Genomic DNA, 21,700 nt, shown 5'->3' on the forward strand with positions numbered 1-21,700 from the left:
CCCTAACCATGAAACGCAGCTACCGTTTTCACCTGTGAGAACCCGTACAGCGCTTCGAACCCTTTTTCGCGACCATGGCCGGATTTCCCGACACCGCCAAAGGGCAGCTCCACACCGCCGCCAGCGCCGTAATTGTTGATAAACACCTGCCCCGACCGCAACTTCTTTGCCAGCCGCATCTGCCGCGCACCATCGCGTGTCCAAATGCTGGCAACCAGCCCGTAATCGGTGGAGTTGGCGATCTGCAGGGCCTCTTCCTCGGTCTCAAAGGGGATCAGCACTTGGACTGGGCCGAAAATCTCATCCTGTGCCAAAACATGATCAGCGGGTACGTCGGCAAACAGGGTCGGTTGCACATAGGCGCCAGTCTCGGGTGCGTGGCCAACAATCGGCCCCTGGCCCACGATATTCAGATCTGCGCCTTTGTCGATAAATCCGGTCACGATGTCCTTCTGACGTGCTGAAATCAGGGGCCCCAGGCGCAAATCTTCGGACGCGGGCCCAACGGTCAACTCGGAATAGGCCGAGGCCATGCGCGATTTGACCTGCTCATACACTCCGCGTTGCACCAGAACGCGGGAGGAGGCCGAACAGGTCTGCCCTGCGTTCTGAACGCCCGCATTCACCAGAAATGGCAGGGCCGCATCCAGATCTGCATCGTCGAACACCAGCTGCGGGGATTTCCCGCCCAGCTCCAGCGTCACTGGCACCACGTTATGCCCAGCGGCCTGTTGCACCAACGCGCCGGTGGCAACGGAGCCGGTGAAGGACACATGCTGAATCCCCGGATGCGCCGACAGCGCCGCCCCGGCCTCGGCCCCCAGCCCCGGAACCACGTTCAAAGCGCCCGCCGGCAACCCGGCCTGCTGCGCCAGATGGGCAAAGGCAAGCGCGGTCAAACAGGCCTCTTCCGCTGGCTTCAGCACACAGGCATTGCCCATCGCCAAAGCCGCCCCGACAGAGCGGCCGATGATCTGCATAGGATAATTCCACGGCACAATGTGGCCCGTCACACCATGCGGTTCACGCAGGGTATAGACGGTATAGCCATCCAGATAAGGGATTGTCTCGCCCATCACCTTATCCGCCGCGCCTCCGTAAAACTCACAATACCGCGCCAGTGCCACCGCATCGGCGCGCGCCTGTGTCAGGGGTTTGCCGACATCCATCGCCTCCAACGCGGCCAGATCATCGACACGCTCCAGCACCATCTGACCCAACCGGGTCAGAATGCGCCCGCGCTCTAACGCGGATTTGCGGCCCCAGTCCCCATCCAACGCTTTTTGGGCCGCGGCCACGGCTGCGTCGATGTCACCGGCATCTCCGCGCGCGATCCGGCAAAGTTCAGATCCGTCCGAGGGGTTGATCAGCGGCAGATCGGCCTGCGAGGCAGGGCGCTGCCATGCACCGCCAATCAGGCACAAGCTGGGATCGAACCACAGGGGATTGGTCATGTCAGGCTCCATTTCGTCTCTAACATTGAAGTTTACGCCACATCCTGACCGATATCCGGCAGGATAGGTGCAGCGGCAATCAGGGTTTGGGTATAAACGTGCTGCGGGTTGGAAAAGACCTGTTCGGTCTCACCCTGTTCGACAATCTGCCCCGCCTGCATCACCAAAACCCGGTCGGTAATGGTGCGCACGACGCTTAGATCGTGGCTGATGAACAGATAAGTCAGGTCATAGGCGGTGCAGAGCTCGGCCAGCAGATCAAGGATCTGCGCTCGGACAGAAACATCAAGGGCCGAGACCGCCTCATCAAACAAGATCAGTTCGGGCCGGATGATCAGGGCACGGGCGATGGCGATACGCTGCCTCTGCCCGCCCGAGAATTCGTGAATGTACCGACCCGCGTCATCGGGGCTGAGACCTACGGCTGTCAGAATCTCGGCGATCCGATCCTGCCGCTCGGACCCGGTTGGGGGATATTCGAGCAGGTGAAACGGCTCGGTGATCAGGCGCGTGACCCGGTGTCGGGGGTTGAAGCTGCCATAGGGGTCCTGGAACACAACCTGCATCTTACGCCGGACGGCCAGATTGGGTTTGTGCCCGGTGAATACTGGCTGCCCGTCCAGCAGAATCTGGCCGCTCTGCACCTCTTCCAGCCCCAGGATAGCCCGTGTTAGGGTCGATTTTCCGCACCCGGACTCTCCGACCAGGCCTAAGCGCTCGCCTTTGTTCAGTGTAAAGCTGACCCCAGCCACAGCCCTGTGGTGTCGCGGCGCATCAAACAAGCCCTTTCGGGGCAAACGGTAATCCCGGACCACCTGTGCAACCTCAAGCAAAGGCTGTGTCGGTTTGGGTTCCGGCAGGTTGACCTGATGGCCCGAAGCCCGGAACAGCATGCGTGTATAAGGGTGCTGCATGTTCCGCAGCAAGGGTTCGGTGGCGCCGGCCTCGACGACTTCGCCATAGCGCATGACGATGATCCGGTCGGCCATATCGGCCACAACCGCCAGATCATGGGTGATCATTAGCAATCCCATGTCGTATTCGCGCACCAACCCCGTGAGCAGGTCTAGAATCTGCGCCTGCGTAGTGACGTCCAGCGCCGTCGTAGGTTCGTCCGCGATCAGCAACCTTGGGCGCAACGCGATGGCCATGGCGATCACCACGCGCTGACGCTGACCACCGGACAGCTCATGCGGATACCTGTACAGAGGGAACCTTTCGGGCGGAAGGCCGACGCGCGTCAGCACTTCTTCGGCACGGGACCGGGCCTGTGCAGTAGGCATGGCTTTGTGGATCAGGATTGTCTCCATCACCTGATCCCCGATGGTTTTGACCGGGTTGAGCGCGGTCATGGGTTCCTGAAACACCATCCCTACCGAGGCGCCACGCAGGGCGCACATCTCATCCTCGGAACAGTTCAGCAGGTCCAGCCCGTCCAACCGGATCGCGCCCGCGGCATCCGCACCGTTTGGCAGCAGTTGCATCACCGCCAACGCCGTCATGGACTTGCCCGAACCGCTTTCTCCGGTGACGGCGACGATCTCACCCGACGCAACAGACAGGCTGACCTGTTTGAGGATGTCCATGCCATGAATCGACAGGTTGAGATTTTCGATTTCCAGCAAGCTCATGCGCGCGCCACCCGTATTCGGGGGTCCAGCCAATCCCGCAAACCGTCGCCCAGCAGGTTCAGCCCCAAAACAGTGACAATGATTGCAAGCCCCGGAATCAGAGCCAAATGCGGGGCAAAACTGACCATCGTCTGCGCATCTGCCAACATCCGGCCCCAACTGGGCGTAGGCGGTTGCGCACCCAACCCGACATAGGACAGGCCTGCCTCGGCAAGAATGCCAAGGCTGAACTGGATGGTGCCCTGTACGATCAGCAAGTTCGCCACATTCGGCAGGATATGTTCCGCCGATATCCGCGCCGCACCCTTGCCCGAGACCCGGGCGGCCAGGATGAACTCTCGCTCCCACAGCGACAGCGCAGCGCCACGGGTGATACGGGCAAAGACCGGAATGTTGAAGATACCGATGGCAATGATGGCGTTGACCGCCCCGGCACCGAAAACGGCGGTGATCAGGATGGCGATGACCAACGACGGGAAAGCAAAAACCAGATCGTTGCCGCGCATGATCACCTCATCCAGCCACGCGCCTTTGCGCGCCGCTGCCGCCAGACCAAGTGGCACGCCCAATGTCATGCCGATCCCCACCGCCACCAAGGCCACAGCGATTGAAGTGCGCGCACCCACCATGATCATTGAGAACATGTCCCGCCCAAAATGATCGGTGCCAAACCAGTGCTGCGCATTGGGTGGTTGCAGCTTGGCGGGAATATTCAGCGCGGCGTGCGCGTAGGGCGTCCAGACAAAGGAAAGTGCAGCCGCCAAGACCACCAGCGAGGAGAGTACTGCACCAAGGATGAGGTTGCGGCTCATGTCCTGCTCCTCAGACGGGGGTCAACGGCGGCATAGGCGAGATCAACCAGAAAATTTACCGTGATCACTGCAAAAACCAGTAGCATGACCACGGATTCCACCACGATCAGATCGCGGGCCGAGATCGCTTGAAACACCAGCCGCCCGAGGCCGGGCAGGTAAAACACTTGTTCGATAATGATGGACCCGGCCAGAAGAAAGGAAAACTGCAGCCCGATGATGGTCAACACCGGGATCAGCGCATTGCGCACCCCGTGACGCCACAGCGCCTGTCGGCGGGACAGGCCCTTGGCCCGTGCGGTGCGCATGAAATCCTCACCCAGAATATCCAGCAGGGCCGACCGCATGACCCTTGCAAGAATCGCCGCCTGTGGCAGAGCCAGCGCTATGGCTGGCAGGGTCAGCGAGTGTAGACCGGTCCAAAACCCATCGTCCCAGCCTGCGAACCCTCCAGCGTTGAACCAGCGCAGATTGATGGCAAAGACCAGCACCAGCATCATGGCAAACCAGAAATTTGGCACGGCGATGCCGAGCTGTGTGGCCCCCATGACCGCCACATCGCCGGGCCGCCCCCGGCGCGCAGCAGCGTAAATCCCTGCGGGAAAGGCGATCAGGGTTGAAAGGGTCAGTGCATAAAGCGCCAGCGGCAGCGACACCCAAAGTCGGTCCGCAATCATCTGCGACACCGGCGTGCGATAGGTGTATGAAGTGCCGAAATCCCCGACCAGCATTCCGCTGACCCAGTTGAAATAGCGCTGCGGTTTGGACACATCCAACCCCAGCTCGGCCCGCAGCGCGGCCAGCGTGTCCGCCTGCGCGTTGACGCCAAGCATGAAGGATGCCGGATCGCCCGGCGCGACCTCGATCACTGCAAAAATGACCACCGAGGCGATAGCCAGGCTGATCACCAGCGAAATCAGACGTTTGAGGGCATAGCGTAGCATTACAAACAGGTTACGGGTGCGAGCGGCGCCTACGCAACAGCTACTTGTAGGACTGCTGCTCTTGCCGGACCAAATCAGTCGCGCAGGTCGAAAGCTTCGCCGCGGGTGCGCTGTCCACCAGCGTTTCCAGATTTGTCTCGGTCCGGGCCAGTGCCGCCCGACGAAGGACCATCAGGCGCGCGCGAGGACTGTCCAGAAACTGCTCCTGCGGGATGAGCGTTTCCAGCGGGCTGTCGATGCGGATGACCTCGAAATAGCCGCCAAACAGGGCAAGGAAGGCAAAGGCGCAGTTTGGTGCCTCGGCCCCGCATTGGTCAGAACAGAGCTGCGCGATGGGGCGGGTCGACTGGGATGTCATCAACCAGTTTTCCACCGCCGGGCGCCAGCTATTGTCCACAGACAGATCGCCATATCCCAGCCCCAGGGCCAGCAACCCCGCCATGCCCAGCGCCTGATCGGAATTCATGTCAACTGGATCAGGCTGAATGTGGCGCAGCGCTGCCAGACCGTCGCCGCGCGGCTCGGGATCGACCGTCAGATAACTCAGATAAGGTTTGAGGTCCTGCATCAGCTGCCCATCCGCCAACAGATCGCCGCGCATTTCTGGATCGCCATAGAGCGCCACAATTCGCGTCGGGTAGTCCGTAGCTTGATGTTCTCCCAACGCATTGAGCTGTGCAATCAGCTTCGGGTCTGGTGTGGGGCGTTTGGCATCCAACAGCGCTTGGGCAAGCTCATTTCCACCTTTCGCCTCGACCAACAGCCAGGATCGGCCAAAGGCCGTCAGGTCTTTTTGACGAAACAGCTTGCGCGAACCCTTTCGGCCCAGCGATTGGCGGAACGGAGATGGTCCAAGATCGGCGGTTTCAATTCGCCCCAACAGCAGACGAGCCTGCGCGTTGCCATCAGCCGCCAGATCCGCCAGCAGTGGCAGAGCGCGTTCATCATCGCCCTCCAGCCACAGTGTCACCGCCTGTTCAAGCGGCGTATCCCCTTTGGCGACCGGCGCAATCACGGCTAAAACCGCAATCATCAACGCAACGAGGGTTGATCTTCTCATGCGCCGGTCTCCTCTCTGGAACTGGTCTTATTCCGCCCAACTGATGGCGGTCAGGTCGATGGCCGCTGTGGGTGCGTTTTCCCAAAGTCCCTGAACGCCAGCCTTGGCAACGCCAAGCTTGGCCAGCTGGAACAGATACCCGTTGACGTAATCATTTGCGATCAGACGCTGCGCTTCGCCCAACAGGCGGGTACGCTCATCAGGGTCGGTGGTGGCGTTCAACGTCTCCATCAGCGTCTGAAAGTCGATGCTGTCATACTGGAAATAATAGTCGGGCCGCGCATAGATGCCGATATCCATCGGCTCGGTATGGCTGACGATAGTCAGACCAAAATCCTTGCCCTTGAACACCGATTCCAGCCACTGCGCCCATTCGACATTGATGATTTCAGCCTCAATCCCGACCTCGGCCAGTTGTGCGGCGATGATCTCGCCTCCGCGGCGAGCGTAAGAAGGCGGCGGCAGGTGCAGAGTGGTCTTGAACCCTTCGGCATAGCCCGCATCGGCCAGCAACTGCGCGGCCTTCTTGGGGTCATACGCCGAATTGCCGGTCAGATCGACATAGGCGGGGTTGTGCGGGGCAAAATGCGTTCCGATGGGCGTGCCATAGCCGAACATCGCGCCGTCAATAATTGCCTGACGGTCGATGGCATGGGCCAGCGCCTGCCGCACCCGGATGTCGTCAAAGGGCGGCTGCTTGTTGTTGGTGGACAGAATCGTCTCACCCTCGGTCGAGCCGACAAGCACCTGAAAGCGCGGATCAGCCTCGAACTGCGGCATGTTCTCAGGCGCCGGGAAAATGTCGAACACATCAACATCCTCGGCCATCATGGCGGCAAAGGCGGCGGTCGGGTCCGAGATGAACTTGAATGTAGCAGACTCTAACGCGGGCTGATCACCCCAATAGTCGGGGTTTCGCGTCAGCGTGATGCTGTCCCCCTGCACCCAGTCCCCAAAGGCAAACGCGCCGGTGCCGACCGGGTTGGTCTTGATCGTCTCTATGCTTTCGGGGGCGACAATCACCGCATCCCCCCAGGCCATATTGAACAGGAAATTCCCGTTTGGTCCTGACAGGGTGACCCTGACGGTCAGCGGATCCACGACCTCTACGCTTTCGATCCCGGCAAACAGGGCTTTTTGTGCATTGGCGCTGTCTTCAGCGCGGGCCCGGTCAAGGCTGAATTTGACGTCCTCGGCATCCATGGTGGTGCCATCGTGGAAGGTCACACCATCGCGTAGCTTAAAGGTATAGACGGTGCCGTCGTCTGATATCTCCCAGCTTTCCGCCAGCCCGGGCACGACCGATCCGTCGCCCATGAACCGGGTCAGACCTTCGAAGATATTGGTATAGACAACCGAATCGATGGCCTGTGCCGCAGCGCTGGTCGGGTCCAGATGCGGCGGCTCAAGCTGCATTGCGATGGTGATGTCGGATTTGGCCAGGGCTTGGGTGGCTATCAAACTGGCTCCAATCGCCAGCGCCGATGCAAAAGACCGAAACATCTGCTTTGTCATATCGTTGTCTCCCCACTGAAACTGTGTGGTCCTGCATGTCGCGGACCGGTCTGCGGACCAATGTCCCTTTAAACCTTAGGTCAATCAAGGAAATGTTCGCGCAACCGGGCTATCTTTGGCCCGGTCCAATCTGCTATGCCGCACCGCAACATGAACCGCGAGGAGCGAGCATGAGCGCCACCGCCCGCAAAAGAGCCCCGAATGCCGTGGATATTCGCTCCCGAAAAGGTGGCGAGCCACTGGTCAGTCTGACCGCATATACAACTCCGATGGCCCGACTGATGGATGATCATTGCGACTTTGTTCTGGTCGGTGACAGTGTCGGCATGGTGCTACACGGGTTGGAATCCACCCTTGGCGTGACGATGGAGATGATGATCCTGCATGGTCAGGCTGTTGCTCGCGGGCTGGACAAGGCGATGATGGTCATCGACATGCCCTTTGCCAGTTACGAGGAAAGCCCCTCACAGGCGTTCCGCAATGCCGCCCGCCTGATGGCGGAAACCGGTGCCGGTGCGATCAAGCTAGAGGGCGGGGTCGAAATGGCCGAAACCATCCGCTTTCTGGTCAAGCGCGGCATCCCGGTGATGGCGCATATCGGCCTGACCCCGCAGTCGATCAACACGCTGGGCGGCTACAAGGTGCAGGGCCGTGATGATCAGGCACAGACGGTACTGGCCGATGCCCATGCCGTGGCTGATGCAGGCGCCTTTTCCCTTGTGTTAGAGAAGGTCCCGCAGAGTCTAGCCAACCAAATCACTGCCGAGGTCGCCATCCCTACTATCGGCATTGGCGCGTCCGCCGGATGTGACGGGCAAATACTGGTGGTGGACGACATGGTCGGCTTTTTCACCGCTTTCAAACCGAAATTCGTCAAACGATATGCCGAGCTGGGGCCACTGGCCGAGGCCGCCATCGCCGAGTACGCCGCCGAAGTGCGCGCACGCGCTTTCCCCGCCGATGAACATGTCTTTGCCAATCAGGCTCCGTCACAGGGCGCAGTTAAATGACCGCTCCGATCCTGCGTCGCCTCTCCGATCTGCGCGCCTTGACCGCCAACTGGCGCAAGAATGGTGAGGCAATCGGCGTCGTCCCAACTATGGGCGCGTTGCATCCGGGGCATCTGTCTCTGGTTGAGGCGGCCAAAAATGGCACCGACCGAGTTATCGTGACGATTTTCGTGAACCCAACGCAGTTTAACAACCCCGAGGATCTGGCCAATTATCCGCGCACCGAAATCGAAGATGCTCAGAAACTGGCCCCCTATGGCGTTGATGCAATTTATGTGCCGGACCCGGACGAGATCTACCCGCAAGGCTTTGCCACCACCGTATCTGTAACTGGCCTGACCAGTGTGATGGAGGGCGAATTCCGCCCCGGCCATTTCGATGGCGTCGCCACTGTGGTCGCCAAACTGTTCCTGCAAACCCAGGCAGACAGAGCCTATTTTGGGGAAAAAGACTATCAACAGCTGCTGGTCGTGCGCCGCATGGCGCGCGATCTGGATATCCCGATCGAAGTGATCGGCTGCCCCACGGTGCGTGAACCCTCGGGTCTGGCCATGTCCTCGCGCAATCAGCGCCTCTCGCCCGAGGGGGTGGAGATTGCAGCGCACAAACACCGCATCATGCTGGATCTGGCCAACGCGCTAAAGAACGGCGCCCCGTTCGACACACTGGCAGCACAGGCCAGTACCGATCTTTTGGCCGCAGGTTTTACACAAGTGGAATATATCCAACTGCGCTGTGCGGAATCTCTGAACCCGCTGACACATGCGGACCGACCCGCCCGCCTGTTTGCCGCGGCCTGGGCGGATGGAGTGCGTCTGATCGACAATATTCCCGTCTGAACACTCTGGTACGCAACCGACTGTTTGCGCTAAAGTCTCGCAAAACCAAATGCGAAGGGGGGCGCAGGCGTGACCTATATTCTTGCCATTGATCAGGGCACCACATCATCACGGGCCATTCTGTTCGACGCGGACATGCAACGGGCAGGCACCGCGCAGCATGAATTCACGCAGCATTTCCCACAAGAAGGCTGGGTTGAACACGATCCCGAGGAAATCTGGGACAGCGTCCTACGTGTCTGCCGCGAGGTGATGCAGAGCGTTGGCGCAACCCCCGATCAGATTGCCGGTATCGGCATCACCAACCAGCGTGAAACAACCGTGGTCTGGGATAAACAGACCGGCGAGCCTATCCACAACGCAATCGTCTGGCAGGATCGACGCACCGCCGATATCTGCGCCCGCTACAAGCAGGCCGGTTGCGAGGATGACGTGACCCAGCAGACCGGGCTGTTGCTGGACCCGTATTTTTCGGGCACCAAAGTCAAATGGCTACTGGATAATGTCCCCGGCGCCCGCGACCGCGCCGAGGCAGGCGATCTACTGTTCGGCACCATCGACAGTTTCCTGATCTGGCGCCTGACCGAAGGCTGCAACCACGTGACAGACGCCACCAACGCTGCCCGCACACTGCTGTTCGACATCCACAAAGGCTGTTGGAGCACCGAGATCTGCGATCTGTTGGATGTGCCCATGTCCATGCTGCCCGAGGTACAGGATTGCGCCTCGGATTTCGGAGAAACGACTCTGATTGGGGGAAAAATCCCGATTCTGGGTGTTGCGGGCGATCAGCAGGCCGCGACTATCGGGCAGGCCTGTTTTCAGCCCGGCATGATGAAATCGACCTATGGGACAGGCTGTTTTGCGCTGTTGAATACCGGGCCACAGCCGGTCGCCTCGAAGAACCGCCTACTGACGACGATCGCCTATCAGTTGGACGGACAAAGAACCTATGCACTTGAGGGTTCGATTTTTGTCGCAGGGGCTGCGGTGCAATGGCTGCGCGATGCGCTGCAGATCATCGAAACTGCCCCGGAAAGTGGCGAGCTGGCGCAGCAGGCCGACCCGAACCAGCACGTTGTGCTGGTGCCTGCGTTCACCGGGTTGGGCGCACCCTATTGGAAACCCGATTGTCGGGGCGCGGTCTTTGGCCTGACCCGCAATTCCGGGCGGGCAGAATTTGCCAAGGCAACACTGGAAAGCATCGCCTATCAGACCCGAGACCTGTGGCATGCCATGCAGGGCGATTGGGGCGCAGATACCGATGTCATCTTACGCGTCGACGGCGGTGCCAGCGCATCTGATTGGGCGATGCAAGGGCTGTCGGATTACCTCGGCGCCGAGGTCGACCGACCCGTGATGCAGGAAACTACCGCACTGGGCGCGGCCTGGCTGGCCGGTATGCGCGCGGGCATCTACCCTGATCAACAGGAATTCGCGGAAACCTGGGCGCTGGATCGCCGGTTCGAACCCAAACTATCCGCAGAGGAACGCGACGCCGCCTATGACCGCTGGCAACGCGCTGTTCAGGCGGCCATGGCGTTCTGATCGGTGCCGCATTTGGGCTCTGCTTTGTTCAAGGTTGGGTTTCTTGGGGCCACCTGTGCGAACGGTGAATTTCTACGGCAAGTCAGTGCTGCGAGTTAGGCTGATGGTCAATGTCGGTAGAGCGGACTTTCCGGACTTGTGCAGCTGCGGCTTTCGCTCACGCAGAAAGCATTTGCGTCCGCAGCGATTGCTGTTTGTCGGCGCAACGAATTTCCCGTTTTCAGACATTCGGACAGGCACAAACCTGTGAAATCCAAGCAGCGCAGGAAGCCAACATGGTCTCTCTGTTTGAAATGGGGTCGAAAGAACAAAGAATGTTCATGGACTTCGCACGGCGCTTCGGCGCGGCCTTGAGGAACGAACAGCTACATTGAAGGGCGATCGATGGACAGCGAACCTTCCATCGATCATCGACCTTTAACCCCGGCTGAGGATTTCTTCCCCCAACACCGCCATTATCTTCTGCCCGTCCTCGCTGGTCCAATTGACCGCGAGATCGGCGAGAAGTGCACTCGTCGTGGTCAATTCGACTCCGCCGCGCTCCATCTTCCGAAATGCCATCTCATCTGTCAGCGATGTGGGCGAGCCAGAGGCATCCACGACAGCCGTCACCTCAAAACCCTCGGCAGCAGCATCAATGGCGGGAGGTGCAAGGCACACATCGGTGGTGATCCCCGCCATGATGAAATGCTTGCGGCCAGTACCACGCACTGCATCTGCGAACGCACTGTCATCCCAGGCATTCACCACGCCGGGGCGTTTCACCCGGGCCGCATAAGCATCAGGTGCAAGCTCTTCCAGCGCAGGCATCAGCGGCCCTTGCATGTGTTCTTCCATGCTGGATGTCATCACAAGAGGCATTCCAAGATCAATAGCAACCCTTGCAAGCGCACGTGTGTGTGCTTCGATCAGATCCCGATCAACAGATTTGGCCCAATTCATTGTACCGATTTGATGGTCAATCAGCACCATGGCGGCATTTTGGGGGCTCGGTTTCTTAGCGGTCATCACTTTTTCCTTTCAGTTTCAGTTTGATAGCGTGAGAGGTGGTAAGTCGAAAATCAGCAGTTCCAGATCTGGCTGTGTCACAAGCGACAGCGTCTGTGTGTTCACAATCCCGACCCCGTCACCCTTGGTTAGGCGTTTTCCGGCAATTTCGCCGGAGCCGTTGATGACAAAGGCGTAGATGCTGCGGCCTTGATCTGCGGGTTGAAATGAGAGCGTCTGAGAGGTCGTGAACAGCCCGTAATTCATGCGAACATCTTGCTGTGCAACCAAAGACTCCTTGTCCCCCGTCGGCGACAGGACAAGTTGGAAGGCATCGGTGTAATCCCCCGGATCAAGTTGCTTGCGCGCATAGTCGGGGTTCAGACCAAGCGAGTGGGGCTCAAACCAGATCTGCAACGCGCGCATTGGGTCGCTTGAAGAAGCATTGACCTCATTGTGGACGATGCCTGTCCCTGCAGTGATCACTTGGATGCCTTTTGAAGACATCCGGCCATTGTGGCTCGGAACATTTGGATCAATGTGTTCCACGGAGCCGTCGACCAGAAACGTCACCACTTCAACATCTTTGTGCGGGTGAAGGCCAAACCCCTGAGCACCAGGTGCAAGCGTGCCGTCGTCGATCGTGATCAATGGGCCAAACCTTTGCCGGTCGGTTTGCAGATGCGGCTTGAAAGACAGCTGGGCAGTCATGAATCCAAAGTCTTTGTGCTCGCGACTATCGGCTGGATGGAATATCAAATCTTGTCTCACGATACGGCTCCTGTACATCCTTGTTGCGAAGAATCTAGCTAGGCCGTTAGTTCTGGAAAATAGCTCTTTATTAAACTATCGTTCGAATTTATGAACGATAGGCATTTCTCCTGCACCAAGGCCTTTGTCGCCACGCTCCGAGCCGGATCAATGAGCGCTGCTGCAGCTGATCTGAAAACAACAAAGTCGGCTATCAGCCAGAAGATTGCCGTGCTCGAAGCCGATCTTGGACTCACTCTGCTGGATCGATCTGGCCGATCGGTCATGGCAACGTCTTCGGGCAAGCGGGTTTTCAACATTTGCGTCGCATCGGTTGACGCCGCAGCGCAGGCCGAAGCTGAGCTTGGCCTTAAGAGAGGCGACAGGGTTGAAGGGCGCGTTTCGCTCTCGGGACCGAACAGTCTCCTGGAGACAATTTTCCTGCCCATGATTGAGGGGCTGCAGCGCGAATATCCGGAAATTGAGTTGGAGTTACACGCAGACGATGCCAGATCGGATTTTTCAACCGACGATATAGACCTTTCATTTCGGACGGGCGAACGAGATAGAGGACGAGACGTGGCTGTGTCTCTCCCGGTTGCGCCGCGAGCGCCATTCGCAAGCCCGAAATTTCTACATCGTTTCGACGCCTTGAGAACACCATCAGACTTGCCAGGCCTGCCGGTCATCTTGCGTACTCAGGAAGCGCCAATTTGGTCGTTTCGAAACTCAGACGGAGTGCAACAAGACATTTGTCCAGAGCCCGCCATCCGAGTCAATACAATGGAATTGGCCCGTGCGGCGGCAATGTTCGGGACCGGAATCGCGATGTTACCTGAGCAACTGGCAAAGTCAGACGTCTCAGCCGGAACACTTTTTCGTTTGCTGCCGGATTGGTCGCTGAAACCGGTCAAGGTCACATTGCTTTGTCGTGCGCAGCGGCTTTCAATGCCCGCTGTCGCTGCTGTCCGCAAGCACATCATCGAGCAGTGCCGATCTCAATCAGGTTCGTAGTGCACGGAATGGTCCGCTTTTGTAGCGCTCAGCGGCGCTAGCAATGATGCGGTCGCGGCGGTTTCCGCGCTGCGAGCGCACGCAGCGAGAAATAGACATGTCGGCTGTGGGCTCAGACCGGTCATCCGACATTTTCAGTAGGACATTGAGCCGGTTCTGAGGGCTTCAAGGTCTGCTATGCGGACAAACCGCCATTTACAAAAATCAGAAAGTGTCGGCCATTTACTCAAAGTAATGACCCGTTTGGGTCGCCAAAAATGTAGTTTCACAAAGGCGAGCTTGCGGCTGTGTCCAACGAAAGCTCGCCCTGCATTTGAATAGTGGAAGTTCAGTTTTCTACTGAGACATGCCACCTTCCTTGGAAGTTTGTTCTTCTACGTGGCTCTGATTTGCTACCGGTCGTCCTCGCGGCGGGAAGTCTTGGAAGGTCGCCAAGTGCGATTGCACAATGCGTGCGGCGGGCCCGAACGCCCACATTTTTTCTCCCATCCAACGGACATACATGCCACTTTCATCAGCTGCTTTCTCATACGGGTCTCTGCGCAAGTTATAGAGCAACGGAGCTACCAACTCTTCTTTTGGGCCAGACCATCCATGGTTTTGAACTACGAAATGAGCTTTCCAATCATTATAGCGCACAGCTTGAAGGTCCGTTCCCTGGTAGTAGAGCAGTTCCCGACGGCTGCTCTCTTCCGCTTCTCCGCTCAGATAAGGAAGTTGATTGTAGCCATCGACATGGACTTTGAAGCCTTCATAACCTTCTAACAGTTTCTCTTTGAGGTCCGCCGGACCACCCGCAGCAGCAACAAATGTTGGCATCCAGTCCAAGCCGCTGAAAATACCGTTCAACACCTGCCCTTCGGGGATCTTGCCGGGCCACCTGATGACCGCCGGGACGCGGAAACCGCCCTCCCAAGTCGTTCCTTTCTCGCCATGAAAGGGTGTCGTGCCTCCATCCGGCCACGTCAGCGTCTCCGGACCATTGTCCGCGGTGAACATGACGATAGTATTGTCGGACACTCCAAGGTCGACCAGATGAGCTAAGACTTTCCCGACGTTGTCATCCAGTTCTTTCATAATGACATCTTGCAGACCGCGACCGTCACCAAGCATCGCCTCATACTTGGGACTAAGATGTGTCCAGACATGAGCCCGTGCCGGAGCCATCCACACGAAGAATGGAGTATCTGCTTCTACCGCGCGAGAAATGAAGTCTTTGGTGTGATTTGTTACCTCATCGTCCAAGGTCGCTTGCCGTCCTGGTGGGGCGGGCCCATCATCGACAATGCGTTGTTTTCCAACTTTACCAAAACGAGGGTCGATCGTTTCGTCGTCTTCTTCGGTAGCGTACGAATGGATGATGTTACGTGGACCGAACTGCGCCACGAATTCCGGGTCATCGGGCCAGTCTGGGTCACTTGTGTATTCCATTGCGTTCAAGTGATACAACCAACCCCAATATTCGTCGAAGCCCTTGGTGGTAGGCAAAAACTCATTCAGGTCTCCAAGATGATTTTTGCCAAACTGACCCGTGGTATAGCCCAATTTCTTCAAAAACATTGGCAGCGTGGGATCATCGGGGTGCAACCCAACTGGATCGCCCGGGAGACCAACAGTGTGCATACCTGTTCGAATAGGCATTTGTCCTGTCATGAATGCCGACCGACCCGCCGTACAACTGGGTTCAGCATAGTAATCCGTCAGGCGTACACCTTCGGAAGCAAGCTGGTCGAGATTTGGGGTCTCGATACTTTTGATACCCCCATGGTAAACGCCGAGGCTTGCCCATCCTACGTCGTCAGCCATAATCACGAGTATGTTTGGGCGCTCACTTTCGTCACTCCAAACGCTAGACCCTACGATACACAGCCCAAGTGTCATTGCCGCTAATGTTTTCATTTGTCCCTCCGCCTTTTTACTTTCCGCAGCCTATCCACAGCGCGACTAGGTGACCACACTACATTTCAATAATCTATACTTCTGAATAAGATACTATCCTTTATACCGTTGGAGGGGGGTGCCATACTGGGTTAGTAGGCGACGCTCCAACAACATCGAAACCATGGGAACGGTATCATGACAGAACGCTCGTTATTGATCCTGGCTGCCTTGGGCCTTGTGCCCATAGCGTTATCTTACGGCCTCATGCCGTCGGCTTCCGTAACCTATCTGTTGGGTTTTCCCGTCGAAGGTGTAAACCAAACGCATGTCTTCCGCGCCATCATGGGCCTCTATCTGGCGAACGCACTGTTTTGGTTGGTTGCGTCGACAAAGCCGAAGTTGCAGCGGTCCGCGCTGTGGGTACTTTTTCTGTTCATGGCAGGGCTTGCTGGCGGCCGTGCTTTGAGCATCCTGTTGGATGGTCTGCCGGGGGCAATACTGGTATTTTATCTGATAGCCGAACTGGTTTTTGCTGCTCTGTCACTCATGCTCTTGCTCAAAAATGGGGAAAGCAAATGAAAGACCTGAAAAATCTAATCCATCATTGTCAATTTAGTCTCGTTGCAGCATCTCTGGTGCTGACCGGAGGGTCCGAAGCATATGCGTCCTCAGCCGAGGCGGCTGTAGATAACAGTTTTGCTGCCATTGAGCGCGCAGTGGAAGACGCCGGGTTCAACTCAGTTGTGACAATTGATCATGCGCGGTTAGCAGCAGCAGAAGGTGTTGAGATGCCGCCGTCACGGGTTCAAATATTTTCGGACCCGAGTATCAACACATCGATCCTGAGCGACAATGTCAGAGCAGGCTTAGACCTGCCGTTTCGGGTGTTGTCCTTTGCGCAGGATGGAACCGCCAAGGACATTTATACGAACGCAGAATTTTTGAAGATCCGGCATTCTTTAGACAACCAGCAATCACTCAACAACTTTGGGATCCGACTTAACGCGGTAGTGGATGGTGCAGGCGCAACACCGGCACCTACAGATGGATTGACCCCAGACTTCGGCATTATCGAACTGACCTCCCCACTTAGCGTCGCTGAAGCAGTATCAAACCTGACCAGGATTGTGACGGCACAGGACGATACGGTCTGGTTTGGTGAAATCGATTTCGCCAAGCAAGCCTACAAGCATGGCGTCACGCTACCTGACGCTGTCTTGCTTCTCTTTGGGGGGCCAGCGCCGGGCGGCGTTGCAATGGCGGATTTCCCCGCAATTGGTCTGGATGCATTTTGCCAGAAACTTCTTGTATATGCAGGCGAAAATGGAGGGTCTGTGGTGATATTTAACGACATCGCCGCGTTGGCAGAATTGCACTACGGTTCATCTGCTAAACCTCACCACGCGTTGAACGAGCGGCTTACAGCCACATTCAAAAAAGCACTCGAACAGAAGAGTTTGGCCGCAACCAAAGACTGAAAGTGGCAAGCAACGGAAGTGATTTGCATCGATTTGCAAAGGCTGCTTTGGGCTCAGACCGGTCATCCGACATTTTCAGTAGGACATTGAGCCGGTTCTGAGGGCTTCAAGGTCTGCTATGCGGACAAACCAGCCGTTCGCTTCAGCGCCTGGATAGCATCGGTGCTCTGTTGTCTGATACCCTGTATTGGAGAGTCTCGCAATGAATGATGACGCAACAACTGTTCTCGAATGGACCTTCGAACCGAAGGACCTCTTCGAAGAGATTATTGATGTCGAGATACTGTCCGGTAGTGTACATATCGAACAAGGAGTTGCTCGCGGGCATTTCATACCGTCTGAGTATGAACGAGGCATCGAGTTTCGAGATGAGGCTCATCGGAAGTTAGAGCCTAACTTCTTGGGCCAAGCCGTCGTTACAGGTAAGCAGTTCGTTCTGAACTCCGCACGATTGACCCGTGAATACCCCGACGGGCGTTCCGACCTAACCATCATCGCGGAAGTGGGCCACTTAAATCTGTCAACGTTCCCAACAAACGTAGACGTCATCATCCGTGGCAAGGACGGCAATGTCACTTTCGACACCCAAGCGGAGCGCTTCGCAGAACAGGCTCGGTTTCGAGCCAAGTTCGCCGACGCCTTACCACGTTTCCCCGAGATCAGGGCAATGGCCGAAAGCTTGAACAGGTCCTTCGAAGATGAGGCGAACTGCTTCGTTCATCTTTACGAAGTTCGGGATCGCATTCAGACCATTTTCGGTAATGCTAGGAAAGTGATGAGGGAGTTAAATGCCGAAGATGAATGGAAAACAATCGGCGAGCTATCCAATAATCCGAATAATGCTCTGGGCAGGCACCGTGGCAAGGGCACAGACCATAAGAAGCCTGATCAAGATGACTTGCGGAAAGGTCGGGATGCGACCAGGCGGTTGATTGTCGCCTACGTCGATCATATCAGCCGAAGCTAGAAACGCCCAAATGCGGGAGCATTGCACCCGCTGCAGCCGATTTACGCAGCATCGGCAGCTCGGGGCTCTAACCGGACATCTGCCGTACCTGTAGCCCCGGTAGCCTGATTGAGAACGCGAGGATCAAATCCATCTGACAACCGATAGTCGAGCGCCTTTAGCTGTGATCTTTCAGCAAGCGTTGCTTTTGCCGTGACCAGTCGCGCTTGGCCTGGGTTTCGCGTTTGTCGTGGTTTTTCTTACCCTTGGCGATGCCGATCTTAATCTTGGCCAGGCCCTTGTGGTTGAAATACAGGACCAACGGCACAAGCGTCATGCCTTTGCGTTGGGTCGCGTTCCACAGATTTGACAGCTCTTTGCGCGACACCAATAGCTTACGGCGACGACGTTCTTCGTGCTTAAAGACCTTGGCCTGTTCGTAGGGGGCGACATAGCTGTTGACCAACCACAGCTCTCCGTCGTCAACCGTGGCATAGCTTTCGGCGATGTTCGACCCGCCTGCCCGCAGGGATTTGACCTCGGACCCGTGCAGCATGATGCCGCACTCGATATCCTCTTCGATCGCGTAATCGAAACGGGCGCGCCGGTTTTCGGCGATGACTTTGTAATTCGGGTCTGTCTTCTGCTTGGCCATGACGGGTTGATTTATGCCCCTTGGGCGGACCTTGCAAGCAGGTGCATCAGGATTTGGCCGAGATAATCAGATCGGGGCCGAAAATCGTGTCGGCGTGGTTGTGCAGATAGATTTTCAGCCAAGGCGTAAACCGGTCAGGATGGCGCTGCACCTCGGCCAGCAGATCGTGGTAGTCGATCCAGCGGATATCCATCACTTCCTCGGGGTTCGGCTCGATCTTCAGTGGTCCTCGAACATGGGCCAGGAATACGTCTACCACCTCATGCTCGATCAGCGAATTGCCGACATCGGCGTGATATTCCAAACGGTGACGATATTCGGGATACAGCCCAGTGATCCCCAGTTCCTCTTGCAGGCGACGCACTGCACAGACCGAGGGCATCTCACCCCAGTCAGGATGGGTGCAGCAGGTATTCGCCCACAGGCCGGGCGTGTGGTATTTGCCCATCGCCCGGCGCTGCAGCAAAATCTCGGTGCCGCGCACAACAAAGACCGACACCGCTTTGTGCCGCAGACCCTTTTCATGGGCTTCAAGCTTTTCAACGGGGGTCAATTCACCATCAACCCAGGCCGGGATCATGATTCCCATTTGTCGTCTCCTGCTGCCGATCCGCCTGTGCGACCGGGAATTCCGGAATAGCTTTGGCCTGATAGGCTTGGCTGTGGTGCAAAGCGGGCAATGCACCACGCGATTCCAAACTGGCGTCTATTGATCCGGTTATCAACCGCACGAAAGGCCGCAGGGGCTGCGGCCTTTTCTGGTCTTACCGATTGCGTGGTTTCCCAGGTTATTCGCCCGAAACACTGACGATATAGGCGTAAACGTCCTCAGCACCCTTTTTCAGCTTGAAGGTCATTTTGGACTTGGCCGAGGTCTGATCCAGATAGGATTGCAGGAAGGCTTTGGGGTCCTGGGCATATTCGACAAAGGTTGCCTCGTCCCAGACCAAGCCGTTTTCACCGGCTTCGACAATGCTGTCACCGTATTTGAACCCTTCGACCGTCCCAGCAGTACGGCCTGCAACCCCATAGAGGTTCGGGCCGGTTTTTCCGCCCTTTACGATCACCTCGCCATCGGGATCAGCAATCAGATGGCAGGATTTGCATTTGTTGAAGGCTTTCTTGCCAGCTTCGGTGTCACCTTCAGCATAGACTGGAAGGGCCAGTAGGCCGGCAATTGCGGTCGCGAGGATACGATTCATAACTTTTGCTCCGATACGAATTGGCTGCACAGAAAGGACCTCTGGCGCGGCAGAGAGTCAACGCGCAGATTGCCGCGCGATGGCACTGTGTCACAGCCGGGATCGGGTCGTCCTTAACTTAAGTCATGTACGTCTGCCCAACAGGGCAGAAGATCGCCTGCACTGGGTGACGCCAGATAAATCGCACGGGCGATCGCCCGCGACAGGCAAACCGAGGCTGCATGCGCGATCATAGGCAGCACGCTTGGGTCAACAGCTTGACCGGAAGTGCTGATGCCGAAAACCAGATCACCATCTTGTGAAGTATGCGCAGGCACAATCGCGCGAGCGATGCCATCATGAGCTGTCACCGCCAGGCGGTGGCACTGTGTCTTGGTTAACGCGGCATCAGTTGCGACAATTGCAATGGCCGTGTTGGCCCGGTCTGGGTCAACCTGCCCCATAGCTAGAGCTTTGCGGCTTTGCTGAATCTGTGCTTGACCCGATGAGAGGTCTGGCCCCAGGCCGCCAAATTCGTTGTCGATCTCGAATGGCGCCGCCCAGAAGTGGCGATCCCCAGGTGTCGTGACGCTGCCAACCGGATTGGCTGCCACAAGCGCGCCTACAGTGATGCCGTCGTCCAGAACCAACGATGCAGAACCCAGGCCACCTTTTTGCATAGCCGCCAATGCGCCGGTTCCTGCCCCGACTGAACCGAGCGCAAAACATTCTGCGGCAGCGTGGTAGGCTGCCTTTCCGAGAGCGCGGTATGGATTCTCGGACCAAGTTTTATCGCCGCCATTGAGTAAATCGAACAGAATTGCTCCCGGCACGATGGGCACAATCGCATTCCCGACAGCAAAGCCGCGCCCGTCGCCCCGCAAACCATCCGTAACCCCTGAGCAGGCGTCCAACCCGAAAGCCGAGCCACCAGACAGCGCGATCGCATCGATTTGATCAACGGTTTTGTCCGGTGCCAACAAGTCAGTTTCACGCGTGCCCGGCGCGCCCCCCATTACATGGACAGAAGCAACAAAGGGTTTGTCCGCCGTCAGAACAGTTGTGCCCGATTTCAACGCCTCGTCCTGCGCGTTGCCGACCTTCAGCCCTGGGACATCGGTGATCAGGTTTTTGGATCCGGGAGTCATCGAAACCTCTGACGTTGGGCAGGGAAGCGCGCCTCGGCGCGCTGCCTCTGGCGGAGATATTTTGAGCCAAATGAAGTCCGGATCAAATGCATCGGCCCCCGTCCACTTCGAGCGTGGTGCCCGTAATCATACTGGCTTCATCCGAGCACAGAAAGCAGGCGGCGTTGGCCATGTCTTCGGGAGTCGAGAAGCGACCCAATGGGATGGTCGACAGGAATTTGGCGCGAATCTCGGGGGTTTCTTCGCCCATGAAGGATTTCAGCAGCGGAGTTTCCCCAGCCACAGGGCAGATCGCGTTGACACGCACGCCGGACGGAGCAAGTTCTACCGCCATGGTCTTGGTTGCGGTGATCATCCAACCCTTGGACGCGTTATACCAGTTCAGGTTGGGGCGTGGGGACAGCCCGGCGGTTGAGGCGACGTTCAGGATCGCCCCGGTTCCGCGTGCCTTCATCATCGGCACAAAGGCGCGGGCAGTCAGATAGACGGATTTCATGTTCACGTTGAAGACACGGTCGAAATCCTCTTCGGAGACGTCCTCCAGCGGGGTCGGCAGATGGGTCACTCCGGCATTGTTGACCAGGATGTCGAGCCCGCCAAAGGCGTCGTGGGCGGTGTCCGCCATTTCCTGAACCGATGCCGTGCTGGCCACATCAACCTGCTGCGCGATAGCCTGCGCGCCCAGCGTTTCTGCCATTTCGCGGGCCGCAGCGCCGTTGATATCCGCGATCATCACGCGTGCGCCCTCTGCAATGAACTTCTGCGCGATACCGGCCCCGAACCCGGACGCGCCGCCGGTTACGATTGCGGTTTTTCCCTCCAACCTCATGGCTTTGCCTCCTTGTCG

Annotated in this window: 21 protein-coding genes; 7 read left to right on the plus strand and 14 right to left on the minus strand. The window is 57.5% G+C overall.

The features are described from left to right. Positions 1 to 2: 2 nt before the first annotated feature. From AC2FGB_RS15920 to AC2FGB_RS15945, 6 genes are read right to left on the minus strand one after another with little or no spacing between them, the layout of a single operon-like run. Positions 3 to 1,454: an aldehyde dehydrogenase family protein gene (locus AC2FGB_RS15920; RefSeq protein ID WP_496694322.1), complete on the minus strand. Its 1,452-nt coding sequence runs from the start codon at positions 1,452 to 1,454 to the stop codon at positions 3 to 5. A 32-nt stretch (positions 1,455 to 1,486) separates the two neighbouring features. Next, positions 1,487 to 3,085, minus strand: coding sequence for an ABC transporter ATP-binding protein (locus AC2FGB_RS15925; RefSeq protein ID WP_496694321.1), 1,599 nt, complete (start codon positions 3,083 to 3,085; stop codon positions 1,487 to 1,489). Further along, positions 3,082 to 3,897: an ABC transporter permease gene (locus AC2FGB_RS15930; RefSeq protein ID WP_496678434.1), complete on the minus strand. Its 816-nt coding sequence runs from the start codon at positions 3,895 to 3,897 to the stop codon at positions 3,082 to 3,084. The genes AC2FGB_RS15925 and AC2FGB_RS15930 overlap by 4 nt, the downstream gene beginning before the upstream one ends. Continuing rightward, complete coding sequence (locus AC2FGB_RS15935; protein ID WP_282027660.1) at positions 3,894 to 4,841, minus strand: ABC transporter permease; 948 nt, start codon at positions 4,839 to 4,841, stop codon at positions 3,894 to 3,896. Before AC2FGB_RS15935 ends, AC2FGB_RS15930 begins: the two co-directional genes overlap by 4 nt. Positions 4,842 to 4,881: 40 nt before the next feature. Continuing rightward, positions 4,882 to 5,901 carry a hypothetical protein gene (locus AC2FGB_RS15940; protein ID WP_282022086.1) on the minus strand — a complete coding sequence of 340 codons (1,020 nt, stop codon included), beginning with the start codon at positions 5,899 to 5,901 and terminating at the stop codon, positions 4,882 to 4,884. A 27-nt stretch (positions 5,902 to 5,928) separates the two neighbouring features. After that, positions 5,929 to 7,416 carry an ABC transporter substrate-binding protein gene (locus tag AC2FGB_RS15945; RefSeq protein WP_496690263.1) on the minus strand — a complete coding sequence of 496 codons (1,488 nt, stop codon included), beginning with the start codon at positions 7,414 to 7,416 and terminating at the stop codon, positions 5,929 to 5,931. Positions 7,417 to 7,586: 170 nt separating this feature from the next. On the opposite strand from AC2FGB_RS15945, the gene panB reads away from it, so the two are divergent. The 3 genes from panB to glpK all read left to right on the plus strand — a co-directional run bounded on the left by panB (position 7,587) and on the right by glpK (position 10,813). After that, positions 7,587 to 8,426, plus strand: a complete 840-nt coding sequence (panB, locus tag AC2FGB_RS15950) for a 3-methyl-2-oxobutanoate hydroxymethyltransferase (protein WP_496694320.1) — start codon at positions 7,587 to 7,589, stop codon at positions 8,424 to 8,426. Beyond that, positions 8,423 to 9,265: a pantoate--beta-alanine ligase gene (panC, locus tag AC2FGB_RS15955; protein ID WP_142638600.1), complete on the plus strand. Its 843-nt coding sequence runs from the start codon at positions 8,423 to 8,425 to the stop codon at positions 9,263 to 9,265. The genes panB and panC overlap by 4 nt, the downstream gene beginning before the upstream one ends. Positions 9,266 to 9,334: 69 nt before the next feature. Next, positions 9,335 to 10,813: a glycerol kinase GlpK gene (gene glpK, locus AC2FGB_RS15960; protein WP_496694319.1), complete on the plus strand. Its 1,479-nt coding sequence runs from the start codon at positions 9,335 to 9,337 to the stop codon at positions 10,811 to 10,813. A gap of 417 nt (positions 10,814 to 11,230) precedes the next feature. Here glpK and AC2FGB_RS15965 read toward each other — a convergent pair whose 3' ends face one another. Together AC2FGB_RS15965 and AC2FGB_RS15970 are read right to left on the minus strand one after the other, a co-directional pair. Beyond that, the gene (locus tag AC2FGB_RS15965) at positions 11,231 to 11,821 is read right to left on the minus strand and encodes an isochorismatase family protein (RefSeq protein ID WP_496694318.1); all 591 of its coding nucleotides are present in this window, start codon (positions 11,819 to 11,821) and stop codon (positions 11,231 to 11,233) included. An 18-nt stretch (positions 11,822 to 11,839) separates the two neighbouring features. Continuing rightward, complete coding sequence (locus tag AC2FGB_RS15970) at positions 11,840 to 12,571, minus strand: pirin family protein (protein WP_496694317.1); 732 nt, start codon at positions 12,569 to 12,571, stop codon at positions 11,840 to 11,842. A gap of 90 nt (positions 12,572 to 12,661) precedes the next feature. Between AC2FGB_RS15970 and AC2FGB_RS15975 the strand changes: the two genes are divergently transcribed. Further along, the gene (locus AC2FGB_RS15975) at positions 12,662 to 13,564 is read left to right on the plus strand and encodes a LysR family transcriptional regulator (RefSeq protein WP_496694316.1); all 903 of its coding nucleotides are present in this window, start codon (positions 12,662 to 12,664) and stop codon (positions 13,562 to 13,564) included. Positions 13,565 to 13,900: 336 nt separating this feature from the next. On the opposite strand, the gene AC2FGB_RS15980 is transcribed toward AC2FGB_RS15975, so the two are convergent. Further along, positions 13,901 to 15,463, minus strand: coding sequence for an arylsulfatase (locus AC2FGB_RS15980; protein WP_496791787.1), 1,563 nt, complete (start codon positions 15,461 to 15,463; stop codon positions 13,901 to 13,903). 177 nt (positions 15,464 to 15,640) lie between these two features. Here AC2FGB_RS15980 and AC2FGB_RS15985 point away from each other — a divergent pair, with 177 nt between their 5' ends. The 3 genes from AC2FGB_RS15985 (at position 15,641) to AC2FGB_RS15995 (ending at position 17,890) form a co-directional block, all read left to right on the plus strand. Then, on the plus strand, positions 15,641 to 16,024 hold the full coding sequence (locus AC2FGB_RS15985) for a DUF4345 domain-containing protein (RefSeq protein ID WP_142640380.1): 384 nt from the start codon (positions 15,641 to 15,643) through the stop codon (positions 16,022 to 16,024). Then, complete coding sequence (locus tag AC2FGB_RS15990) at positions 16,021 to 16,923, plus strand: DUF302 domain-containing protein (RefSeq protein WP_142640381.1); 903 nt, start codon at positions 16,021 to 16,023, stop codon at positions 16,921 to 16,923. The genes AC2FGB_RS15985 and AC2FGB_RS15990 overlap by 4 nt, the downstream gene beginning before the upstream one ends. A 202-nt stretch (positions 16,924 to 17,125) precedes the next feature. Then, the gene (locus tag AC2FGB_RS15995) at positions 17,126 to 17,890 is read left to right on the plus strand and encodes a hypothetical protein (protein WP_496694315.1); all 765 of its coding nucleotides are present in this window, start codon (positions 17,126 to 17,128) and stop codon (positions 17,888 to 17,890) included. A gap of 157 nt (positions 17,891 to 18,047) precedes the next feature. Here AC2FGB_RS15995 and smpB read toward each other — a convergent pair whose 3' ends face one another. From smpB to AC2FGB_RS16020, 5 genes are all read right to left on the minus strand, one after another. After that, complete coding sequence (smpB, locus tag AC2FGB_RS16000) at positions 18,048 to 18,524, minus strand: SsrA-binding protein SmpB (RefSeq protein WP_142638585.1); 477 nt, start codon at positions 18,522 to 18,524, stop codon at positions 18,048 to 18,050. A gap of 46 nt (positions 18,525 to 18,570) precedes the next feature. Continuing rightward, the gene (gene idi / locus AC2FGB_RS16005) at positions 18,571 to 19,113 is read right to left on the minus strand and encodes an isopentenyl-diphosphate Delta-isomerase (RefSeq protein ID WP_271951847.1); all 543 of its coding nucleotides are present in this window, start codon (positions 19,111 to 19,113) and stop codon (positions 18,571 to 18,573) included. 199 nt (positions 19,114 to 19,312) lie between these two features. Next, positions 19,313 to 19,726, minus strand: a complete 414-nt coding sequence (locus AC2FGB_RS16010; protein ID WP_142638581.1) for a c-type cytochrome — start codon at positions 19,724 to 19,726, stop codon at positions 19,313 to 19,315. A 113-nt stretch (positions 19,727 to 19,839) separates the two neighbouring features. Further along, complete coding sequence (locus tag AC2FGB_RS16015) at positions 19,840 to 20,853, minus strand: P1 family peptidase (protein WP_496694314.1); 1,014 nt, start codon at positions 20,851 to 20,853, stop codon at positions 19,840 to 19,842. Between the two features lie 82 nt (positions 20,854 to 20,935). Further along, positions 20,936 to 21,682, minus strand: a complete 747-nt coding sequence (locus AC2FGB_RS16020) for an SDR family oxidoreductase (protein WP_496694313.1) — start codon at positions 21,680 to 21,682, stop codon at positions 20,936 to 20,938. Positions 21,683 to 21,700: the final 18 nt, after the last annotated feature.

The sequence above is a fragment of the Ruegeria sp. CDSC021 genome (genome assembly GCF_059610845.1).